11 protein-coding genes are annotated in these 10,519 nt (G+C 45.5%); 9 read left to right on the top strand and 2 right to left on the bottom strand.

What is annotated here, in order from left to right; translation table 11 throughout:
• The coding region (locus ACJ751_RS08375) for a S1C family serine protease (protein ID WP_407745040.1) at window positions 1-300 on the top strand (300 nt) is incomplete at its 5' end.
• A gap of 178 nt (window positions 301-478) precedes the next feature.
• On the opposite strand, the gene ACJ751_RS08370 is transcribed toward ACJ751_RS08375, so the two are convergent.
• Entirely contained in the window at window positions 479-1,060 is a 582-nt protein-coding gene (locus tag ACJ751_RS08370) for an adenylate kinase (RefSeq protein ID WP_407745039.1), read from the bottom strand.
• A gap of 289 nt (window positions 1,061-1,349) precedes the next feature.
• On the opposite strand from ACJ751_RS08370, the gene msrB reads away from it, so the two are divergent.
• The 6 genes from msrB to cysS all read left to right on the top strand — a co-directional run bounded on the left by msrB (window position 1,350) and on the right by cysS (window position 8,366).
• Entirely contained in the window at window positions 1,350-1,940 is a 591-nt protein-coding gene (gene msrB, locus ACJ751_RS08365) for a peptide-methionine (R)-S-oxide reductase MsrB (protein ID WP_407745038.1), read from the top strand.
• 324 nt (window positions 1,941-2,264) lie between these two features.
• The gene (gene rlmD, locus ACJ751_RS08360; RefSeq protein WP_407745037.1) at window positions 2,265-3,752 is read left to right on the top strand and encodes a 23S rRNA (uracil(1939)-C(5))-methyltransferase RlmD; all 1,488 of its coding nucleotides are present in this window, start codon (window positions 2,265-2,267) and stop codon (window positions 3,750-3,752) included.
• A gap of 66 nt (window positions 3,753-3,818) precedes the next feature.
• Window positions 3,819-4,520, top strand: a complete 702-nt coding sequence (locus ACJ751_RS08355; RefSeq protein WP_407745036.1) for a rhomboid family intramembrane serine protease — start codon at window positions 3,819-3,821, stop codon at window positions 4,518-4,520.
• Between the two features lie 115 nt (window positions 4,521-4,635).
• Window positions 4,636-5,562: a rhomboid family intramembrane serine protease gene (locus ACJ751_RS08350; protein WP_407745035.1), complete on the top strand. Its 927-nt coding sequence runs from the start codon at window positions 4,636-4,638 to the stop codon at window positions 5,560-5,562.
• A 9-nt stretch (window positions 5,563-5,571) separates the two neighbouring features.
• Entirely contained in the window at window positions 5,572-6,708 is a 1,137-nt protein-coding gene (locus tag ACJ751_RS08345; RefSeq protein WP_407745034.1) for an endonuclease/exonuclease/phosphatase family protein, read from the top strand.
• Between the two features lie 161 nt (window positions 6,709-6,869).
• The gene (cysS, locus tag ACJ751_RS08340) at window positions 6,870-8,366 is read left to right on the top strand and encodes a cysteine--tRNA ligase (RefSeq protein WP_407745033.1); all 1,497 of its coding nucleotides are present in this window, start codon (window positions 6,870-6,872) and stop codon (window positions 8,364-8,366) included.
• 52 nt (window positions 8,367-8,418) lie between these two features.
• On the opposite strand, the gene mnmD is transcribed toward cysS, so the two are convergent.
• Complete coding sequence (gene mnmD, locus ACJ751_RS08335) at window positions 8,419-9,111, bottom strand: tRNA (5-methylaminomethyl-2-thiouridine)(34)-methyltransferase MnmD (protein ID WP_407745032.1); 693 nt, start codon at window positions 9,109-9,111, stop codon at window positions 8,419-8,421.
• A gap of 52 nt (window positions 9,112-9,163) precedes the next feature.
• Between mnmD and ACJ751_RS08330 the strand changes: the two genes are divergently transcribed.
• Entirely contained in the window at window positions 9,164-9,781 is a 618-nt protein-coding gene (locus tag ACJ751_RS08330) for a DNA-3-methyladenine glycosylase family protein (protein ID WP_407745031.1), read from the top strand.
• A 162-nt stretch (window positions 9,782-9,943) separates the two neighbouring features.
• Window positions 9,944-10,519, top strand: a 576-nt coding sequence (locus tag ACJ751_RS08325; RefSeq protein WP_407745030.1) for a hypothetical protein, incomplete at its 3' end; no start/stop codon positions are given.

The raw sequence follows: 10,519 nt of genomic DNA, 5'->3' as shown, positions 1-10,519 counted from the left end.
CGGGGCTACCTGGGTCTGGTGGGGCAACTGGTAAATTTAACCGAGCGCATGATTGCCGCCAACCGGTTGGAGCTGCGTACCGGCGTGTATATTTCAGAGGTAGAGGCTGATGTTCCGGCGTATAACAGTGAACTGCACTCCGGCGATATAATTGTTGGGTTTAACGATCATCCAATTGGTTCCGTGGATGATCTGCATAAACAGCTCAACGAAAAAACCATCGGACAAAGAATAACCATGCAGGTATTGCGCGGTGGTCATAAGGCAACCGTTGCCGTTATTCCCGGAGAGATGAGGTAACCTCCCAATCCGCCACCAGCTATTTATTCACAAAAGGGCCGAAGAAGTAAAGAAGCAGGCGCCGATCTGACCAGCTGGCGATATTAAATACAAAAGCGCCCCGACACGTCGGGACGCTTTTAAAATATCAGTACACTACCAGCCTGGTTACCGGTAGTAGATTGTTCTTTCAATTACCTTAAGCAGGCTGACGGGCTTCTATTTGCTCGCGCAGTGACTGGAAGATCTCATCAATGCTTCCTTCGCCTTTTACTTTGGCCACTTTGTCGAATTTAGCATAGTGGTGAGCGACAATGGCAGTTTTTTGGTCATACTCCAACAAACGCTTGCGGATCACATCCTCATTACGGTCGTCGGGGCGGCTGCTGGTTTTACCTCTGTTCAACAGACGCGCTACCAGTTCTTCCTCACTTACTTCCAGCGCCAGCACCAGGGTTATTTCACTGCCTTTGCTGGTCAGCAAAGCATCCAGCGCTTCAGCCTGGGCTGTTGTTCTGGGAAATCCATCAAACAAAAAGCCTTTGGCGGTTGGGTTGGCATCGAGGGCTGAGCCGATCATACCAATTACCACTTCATCAGGCACCAGTTGGCCCTTGTCCATAAATGCCTTTGCTTCAAGGCCCAATTGGGTCTCATTCGCAATTTCCTTACGCAACAAATCACCGGTTGACAGGTGGATCCAACCAAATTTTTCAATTAATTTCTCTGATTGAGTTCCTTTTCCGCTACCGGGAGGTCCAAATAATATAAGATTAAACATGTTTAGTTAGTCCCTTTATGAGTCGGCAAATATAAACCAACCACAGAAATATTCCCTTTAGAATATGGGCATTCCGATTAAAAATTATTTAACCAGAACCGGGTTTTCTTGCTGCGGATGCCGCAATTACAAGAGGTTCACACGATTTTATTAATATATTGATCGGGGATAAACAGCGGCACCGGGAAAACCATCGTCTAAACGAAATGTTAAGCTCTTGTAAGGTGTCGGTTAACTGACATCCAAACGGTACCATCGCTACGTACATTTGGGAAACACAATCAATTTTATGAAACGCTTACTACAGAGCCTGTCACTATTGATGCTGGCCGTGATATTACAGCAATGCTCTTATTCTCAATCTAATACACCGAAAAAAGCAAATATGGATACATCAAAGAAGAACACCGTTTATTCCCGCACCGACTCGTCGAAGGTGACCATCAGCGATGATGAGTGGAGAAAGATCCTGCCTGCCGATGTGTACGCCATTGCAAGGGAAAAGGCCACCGAAAGACCCTGGACCAGCAAATTTGAAAATTCAAAGGAAGTGGGCACCTATTACTGCGCCGCCTGCGGCAACGCGCTGTTTAAAAGCGATACCAAATTCGAGAGTGGTTGCGGCTGGCCCAGCTTTTACCAGCCCATCAGCAAGGGAAGCATTATTTACGTGGCCGATAATTCGCATGGAATGACCCGCACCGAAGTAGAATGCGGCCGTTGTAAAGCGCACCTGGGGCACGTTTTTGACGACGGTCCCCCGCCAACCGGTTTGCGGTATTGCATAAATGGCGTGGTGCTGGATTTTGAGAAAGCCCAGGCCGCAGAAAAAAAGTACAATGAGGCCGAACAGAACAAAGAAACAAAAAAGGGTGAGTAATAAGCAGGTCTGGCAGAAAGCAGACGGCAAAAGGCAGAAAATCGTTTACACTCGAGTCAACTGACAAAAATCGGCTTTGCGCAACATATCGATGCTTAACGTGTAACAGCGTTAAGCATTTGATTTTTAAGGAGGTTCTGTCTGCCGTCTGCCTTCTGCCGTTTGACTGCTTAGGGAGATGTTTACCGAACGCTAAGGGTTAATATTAAATAAAAATCAAAAATCAGGAATATAGCAACCTTATAGCGCAGCCCGATGTTATAAAAGTAACGACTGTGGTTCTTTAACCACTGGTCTATTTTTGCTTGTAATAATAGCGTGAAGGTGGCAGCCCTGTTTAACAGGGCTGCCTTTTTATTGTCAACAGACTATCTTTGCGCCATGAATAAAAAGAGAAAGCCGGTGTTACAACAGGTTGCTGTAGAAGATTATGCGGCAGAAGGCAAAGCGCTGAGCAAAATCGACGGCAAAGTGATCTTTATTGAAGGCGCCGTACCCGGCGATGTAGTTGACGTACAGCTGTCAAAAAGCAAAAAAGAATGGGGCGAGGGGAAAGCCATTCATTTCCATTCCCTCAGCCCGGACAGAGTTACCCCGTTCTGCGAACATTTTGGCGTTTGTGGCGGCTGTAAATGGCAAATGCTCCCTTATGAAAAACAATTGCAATACAAACAGAATGAGGTAGTGCAAAACCTGAAACGGATAGGTAAAGTGCAGTTGCCCCCCATTCAACCCATAATAGGCTGTACCGAAACGGCCCGCTACCGCAATAAGCTGGAGTTCACTTTTAGCAATCGCCGGTATTTGTTACCCGATGAAATTGCAGCGGCAAAAGATACCACCATCGACCAGGAAAATGCCCTCGGCTTTCACGTACCCCGCCTGTTCGATAAAGTGATTGACATAAACACCTGCCACCTGATGGCAGAACCGGTGAATGCCATCAAAAACACCATTCGCGCATACGCAAAAGAGAATAACCTTACTTTTTACGATATCCGTTTTCACCATGGCTGGCTGCGCACCCTCATTGTTAGGGTGGCTACTACCGGCGAGGTAATGGTTAATGTGTGCTTTGGCTACGACGATGAAAAGGAAAGAGTGCGCTTGTTCGATCACCTGCTGAAACAGGTGCCCGGCATTACGACTTTGTTGTATACCATCAATCCCAAAAAGAACGATACCATTTACGACCTGGAGCCCAAAGCCTATCATGGCAAAGGATACATCATTGAAACCCTGTCGGCCACACCCGGAGGCGAAAAACTGAAATTCAAGATAGGGCCCAAGTCATTCTTTCAAACCAATACCCGCCAGGCCGAGCGCTTGTACCAGGTTACCCGTGAGCTGGCTTGTTTAACCGGCCGGGAAACCGTGTACGACCTGTATTGCGGTACGGGCAGCATCGGGCTGTTTGTAAGCGATAAAGCAAAAAAAATAATAGGTGTTGAAACGGTGCAGGAAGCCATTACCGATGCATGGGAGAACGCCGCCCTCAACCATATTGAACATGCGCAATTTTTTGCCGGCGATGTTATAGACGTTTGTACCAGTGAATTTTTTCAACAACATGGAAAACCCGATGTGGTAATTACCGATCCTCCCCGGGCAGGCATGCATGAAAAGCTGGTGCGTAAAATACTGGAAGCATCGGCGCCACTGGTGGTGTATGTAAGCTGCAACCCGGCCACGCAGGCAAGAGACCTTAATTTACTCGACGAAAAATATGAAGTGACCCATGTGCAGCCGGTTGATATGTTCCCACATACACATCATATCGAAAATGTGGTTCAACTAAAATTGAGAGGTTAAAAATAACAATCTCACTGTCTTATTTGTAAAAAAACATCACGAAATTCACGTACTAAACTTTGTAGAATGGCTGATTTACGACCGAGGGGTTTGCAGAGTATTCCAATGGTTGTTAAAAACCTACTTATCATAAATGTCCTGGTTTGGATAGCGGAATTCACCTTTCCCGGAAGATTTATTGAATTATTATCGCTTCATTATCATAAATCACCCGATTTCAGAATATGGCAGTTGGTAACATATATGTTCCTTCATGATCCTTCTGGCATCAGACATATTCTTTGGAACATGTTAGCATTATGGATGTTTGGTTCCAACCTGGAAGAGATCTGGGGCGCCAAACGTTTCCTGATTTTTTATCTGATCTGCGGCGTAGCGGCCGGATTAATTCAATTAGGTGTTCTGGCTGTTGAAATGAATTACCTGGAATTCAAATTTCCTCAGGTGAGCGAGGCTGTTCAGCTGGATTATCAACAACGGGCTGCCGGTATCTGGTACTTTAGTGTATTGGGGGCTTCAGGGGCCCTGAATGGTATAATGGCGGCTTTTGCTTATTTGTTCCCCAATACCCCGCTGATGATTTTCCCGCTGCCTATACCGATAAAGATCAAATATCTTGTGTTTGGATATTTCCTGGTCGACTTATTCGCGGGCATTACCCCCAGCGCAGGAGATAATGTAGCTCATATTGCGCACGTAGGTGGGGCAATTGTTGGTCTGATTCTGGTAATAACAATGAATAAGAGCAACCGGAACACCTTTTATTGAACCAATCGCAACTTTAACTACCTGTTGGCTGTTAAATTAGCGGGAAGTCAACGGAAGTGTAGGGGAGTTATTCCAAAGGATCGAATGATTTTGTAAATTCACTAAAATTTATTCCGTGCTAAGCGAAGATAGGTATAGGAAGAAAGTAGGATTAGGCCAGGAAGGCAACAACCTGGTTTTTTTGATTGGCGTTCTCGCCATAGTCTTCTGTATTTTCAAATTCATGTGGCTGGTGTACAAGATTGCCGAGAAGGACATGGGAACCTACGACCAGAACATCTTTAACTGGCTGGTAGTGCCTGGTGACTTTGAAAAAATGATGACCCGCCCCTGGACGCTGCTCTCCTTCATGTTCATGCACAGCGATCCCTGGGATATGCTGGGAAATATCCTGTGGCTCTGGGCCTTCGGTTATATTTTTCAGGACCTTACCGGAAATAAAAAGCTCATTCCCCTTTTCATATACGGCAGCTTCGGTGCCGCGCTGTTTTTTATAGCCAGCTACAACCTGGTGCCTAAACTGGTGCCAATGGGGTCTTCGGTTACCCTGGTAGGCGCATCGGCCGGTATTATGGCCATTGCTGTCGCGGCCACTACGCTGGCGCCTGATTATCGCATTTTTCCCATGATAAACGGCGGCATTCCCCTGTGGATCCTGACCGTACTGTATTTGGTCATCGATTTTTCTCTGATAGCAGCGCAAAAGACACCTCCCGGGGCATTTGCTCATATTGCCGGCGCCGTGGTTGGTTTCCTGTTTATTTATCAAATGCGTCGTGGGCACGACTGGAGTAACTGGATGAATAATTTCTTTGACTGGTTCGGGAATTTATTTAACCCCGACCGGAAAAACTGGAAGAAGACCGCAAAAACCGATCTGCATTACAATACAAAAGGCACCCAGCCATACAAAAAGATTCCCAATATTACCCAGAAAAGGATTGATGAAATACTGGATAAGATCAATCAGCAAGGCTACCGTTTTCTCACCGATGAAGAAAAAGATATTCTGAAACGGGCTGCAGAAGACGAAGAGTTGTAATTTTAAATTATGGCCCGGTTTGTTAGAACATTTACAAAGCGGTTATGCATTATATTGAACATGGTTATCGCGGGTCTTTTCCTGATAGCCTGTGCCAGTGCATGGCTGCATCCTTCTAAATGGTGGTTTTTTTCATTATTGGGACTGGGCTTTCCGGTGCTGTTACTCCTTTCATTTCTCTTTCTTGTTTTCTGGCTTATCCTCCGGTCAAAATGGGCGATGCTGTCAGCTTTAACACTTCTTTTAGGCTTTTCAAACGTTCGCGTTTTCCTGGGGATGCATTTCGCCGCTTCCGCTTTCAAACCTGAAAAAGAAAAAGACGCCTTGCGGATAATGACCTGGAACGTGCATTGGTTCGATGACCATAACAAAAGAATAAAGGAACATAAGGACTACCGCAAAAACATGATTGCTTTTATAAAAGAGCAGAATGCGGATGTGCTGTGTTTCCAGGAATTTCTGGAGCTGGGAAAATCATTTGCCGCCAGCAATACCAACGCCATTATACAGTTGAATTATCCCTACTATTACCGCGTTATTGATTATGGCAAAGCGGGTGGCCGTTTTGAGGCAGGGGTGGCCATTTTTTCGCGCTATCCCATTGTTGATACCCAACGGGTACGTTATCCCGATCCCGCCAATTTACGCGCCGCCGAGAGTCTGATTAGTGCCGACCTGCTGGTAAATGGTAAAAAGATCAGGATCTATACCACTCACCTGCAATCTGTGCTGTTTCAGAAAAACGATTACCGCAGCCTGGAGATCATAAAATCGGCAGATGACAGCATGGTAATGGCTTCCCGTTCCATTATAAAAAAATTACGGCTGGGCTATGCCTTTCGTGGTTTTCAGGCAGACCTGGTGCGCAATAAACTGGATAGTTGTCCGTACCCGGAAGTGATATGTGGCGATTTTAATGATGTGCCCAACTCCTATACTTATTTTCGGATAAAAGGCAACCGGCAGGATGTTTTTGTGAGAAAAGGCAAAGGCATCGGCCGCAGTTTTACCGCCATCTCGCCTACCCTGCGCATTGATTATATTCTGGCCGATAAAAAATTCGACGTATTACAATATAACCGCTCGCTGGTGCCCTGGTCGGATCATTATCCCGTGGTAGCGGATATCAAATTGAAGGAGGAGTAGCCCCTTAAATTACCTAAAACACCTATATTTGAAGTATGATCTATATCATTTCCCCTACTTGCTGTTTCTGTCGTTTCTGATTCGCCGTTCTGGCGGGATACATTTACTTTTGCATTTACCGGCTTTATTTTAACTATCATCAGACTGATTAATGAATTTTTATGAGTGAACTGAAAGTCCTGAATTCATATACAAGGCAAAAAGAAGTATTTACACCCATTACACCCGGTCATGTGGGGTTATACGTGTGCGGACCTACTGTGCGTGGGGAAAGCCATCTGGGACATGCCCGACCGTATGTTACTTTCGATGTAATTTACCTTTACCTCATGCACCTCGGCTATAAAGTTCGGTATGTACGCAATATTACCGATGCCGGTCACTTTGAAGAAGAAGGAAGAGAAGCCGAAGACAAGATTGCCAAAAAAGCCACGCTGGAAAAGCTGGAACCCATGGAGCTGGTTACCAAGTACACCAACCTTTTTCACTGGGGTATGAAGCAGCTGAACAATCTTGACCCCAGTATTGAACCCACCGCCACCGGCCATATAGTAGAGCAAATAGAAATGATCAAAAAGATCATGGAAGAAGGCTATGCCTACGAAATGAACGGCTCCGTATATTTTGATGTAAAAAAATATGCAGAGCATTATCCATACGGTAAACTCAGCGGTCGTGTAATGGAAGACCTGCTGGAAACTACCCGCGATTTGGAAGGCCAGGATGAGAAACGGAACAAACAGGATTTCGCGTTATGGAAAGCGGCGCCACCGGAGCATCTTATGCGTTGGATAAGCCCCTGGGGCGAAGGTTTTCCCGGCTGGCACATCGAGTGCTCGGCCATGAGCACTAAATACCTGGGTACTGAATTCGATATTCATGGCGGTGGTATGGACCTGCAGTTTCCGCATCATGAAAGTGAAATTGCACAAAGTACCATTTGCAATAAACATGTGCCTGCCCGTTATTGGTTGCATAATAACATGATCACCATTAATGGCCGTAAAATGGGTAAGAGCTATAACAATGTGATCAAGTTAACAGAGATGTTCAGTGGCGATCACCCATTGCTTGAAAAAGGGTACAGCGGACAAACCATTCGCTTCTTTATCTTACAAACCCATTACCGCAGTACGCTCGATTTTAGTAACGAGGCTTTACAGGCTGCAGAAAAAGGATTGAAACGCCTGTGGGAAGCATACGAAGTATTACAGAAGCTGGAAGTGACAGGATTGAAATCAACAGCCGGCGATGCCGAACTGGATGCCAAGGTAAAATCACTGTTACTGGAGCTGGATGAATTCATGGACGATGACTTTAACACCGCCAAAGTATTAGCCAATATGTTTGAGCTGGTGCCGGTTATCAACTCTATAAAAGATAAACACATTGCACCCGATGCGCTGAGTGTAGACACCATGCAGTTGCTGCAAAGCGATTTTAAATTATACCTGGAAGATATCCTCGGGCTAAAAGGTGATGAAGAGAGCGAAGATGGTAAGCTCGATGGTGTAATAGGATTATTGATTGAAATTCGTAAAGAAGCCAAAGCAAGAAAAGACTACGCTACCTCAGATAAAATTCGCCAGCAGTTAACGCAGTTGGGAATTTTGTTGAAAGATGAAAAAGATGGTGGGGTAAGCTACTCTTTTGCTTAGCATACAGCCAAAAGCATAAAGGCGAAAGCCTGAAGCGATATAATCAGGTGCGTCATGTAATACGTGACGCACTTTTTATTCCCCTCAACATTTCCCTTTTCCCAACCGGTCCAGGCACTTTTTCTACTTTAAAACCCGTTGCCAGCATGGCCCTTCGCACATCGCCCTTGCTGCAATACGTTACCAGGATACCACCCGGCGCAAGCATAGTAAATAATTTTTCAAACACGGGCTGGGTCCATAATTCAGGTTGAGCGGCAGGTGCAAATGCATCATAAAAGATCACATCGATGGGTTCATTCGGTATATAGTCGGCCAGCGATGCCTTCACTTTTTTAAAAGAAAAGAAAGGAGTGATGAGCTGAACGCTGTTCCATTCACTGGTATGCAATGAGTCGAACACCGGTTGTAAGAAAGGATCTTCCAGCGCATCGCAATAGTTCAGTTTTTCAACGAGCGCGATTTCCAGTGGAAATGCCTCCACTGTTTCGTAGAACACCTTGCCTTGCCGGCGTTTTGCCTCCAGGGCAGTGAGCAAGGCATTAAGACCGGTTCCAAAACCCATTTCAAAAACGACACAGTTGCTGGCGTTCTCATGCAGGTTCCACCAATGGTTTAAGCCGGCTTCAATATAAACATGCAACGATTCCTGTACAGCGCCATGCACCGAATGATAAAAAACCTTCCATTCGGGGATTGTCACTGTGTGCGAACCATCTTTGGTTACAATTAAATTTCGTTGCATGGGAACAAAATTAACAGGTAAATTGCAAAGATTCCGGTAAACAGTTACAACCATGGAGTATACCTTACACCTTTCGAAAGACAAGAAACTAAAAAAGCTGATCGATCATCACGGGACCATCACCCTGAAGAAACAAAAAAATATTTGTACTTATCTCTGCGCCTCTATCATGAGCCAGCAATTGTCCACGAAAGTAGCTGATGTCATCTACCAACGATTTCTGAATCTGTATGGTGGCAATGAACCTACTGCTGAACAGGTGGTGGCCACGGCGCACGAAACATTGCGGGCCATTGGGCTCTCCAATGCAAAAGTAAGTTATGTGCAGAACGTAGCCCGTTTTGCCATTGAACATGGCATGGAACATACCCGCCTTCATAAAATGGATGATGAAGAAGTGATTACCTACCTGACCCAGATAAAAGGCGTTGGCCGCTGGACGGTAGAAATGCTTTTAATGTTTGCACTTAAAAGAGAAGATGTATTTGCCCTTGACGATCTGGGTGTACAAAACGCCATGATAGCGTTGTATAAACTCGATCGCACCGATAAAAAGAAATTCCGCGAAGACATGTTGCGTATTTCCAAAAAATGGAGTCCCTACCGTTCCTATGCCTGTATGTATCTTTGGCGCTGGAAAGACAACCCGCCTCCTTTAAAGAATCGGTAACCTTCCAAAATCAACATTGGTCCTTCTTAATTCCGCATTCATCTATCAAAAACAGCGACTGAACCATATTTCCCGCTTTTGTTATCGGCTTGTAAAAGGCCGGTTTTGCGCAGGTGCGCTTTAAACCTTTGACGCATTTAAGCTTCCCAAAGCAAAAATAATATGCGTAAAGGAATACTTGTAGGCCTCATCCTGGTGGTTTGTTTTTATGAAGGCAATGCCCAGTACGGCGGTGGTTATGGCGGCTATGGCCGTTATGGAAGACCCAGGGGCTACCGCCAGCAACAATTCAGGGAAATGGAAAATTTCAAACCTTCGCTGGATGTATCCGTTGGTTATGGTTTTCCCAATCTCGACAAATACCTGCTCAGTGATTTTTATGGCTATTACCAGGGAAACGCTACACAAACCGGTCCCATTATCGCCAGCCTGGATTATCATTTTGCACCCCGCATGGCCATTGGCGTAATGGTGAACTATGGTAAAGCAAGCCGCCCTTATTACGATTTTAACACCGGTCAGCAAGACTTTACGGGTAGTATGACCAATACCGCCGTGTTGCTCAATTTTACGCGGTATATGGGTAGCGCCAGGCAAACGGTAGTGCCTTATATGAAAACTGCTATTGGCTTTAACACCGGTTCGGCAAGTTACCTGGCCAGTGATGGAAGCAAGGCAGCTAATGCCGATGATGGCACTACACTCGCTTACCAGGTTGGCCTCGGTGTTCAGATCAAT

Source organism: Niastella sp. (genome assembly GCF_045805085.1).
Taxonomy (GTDB): domain Bacteria; phylum Bacteroidota; class Bacteroidia; order Chitinophagales; family Chitinophagaceae; genus Niastella.
The sequence above is the reverse complement of the archived record's forward strand: the minus strand, read 5'-3'. Positions and strand labels throughout refer to the sequence as shown.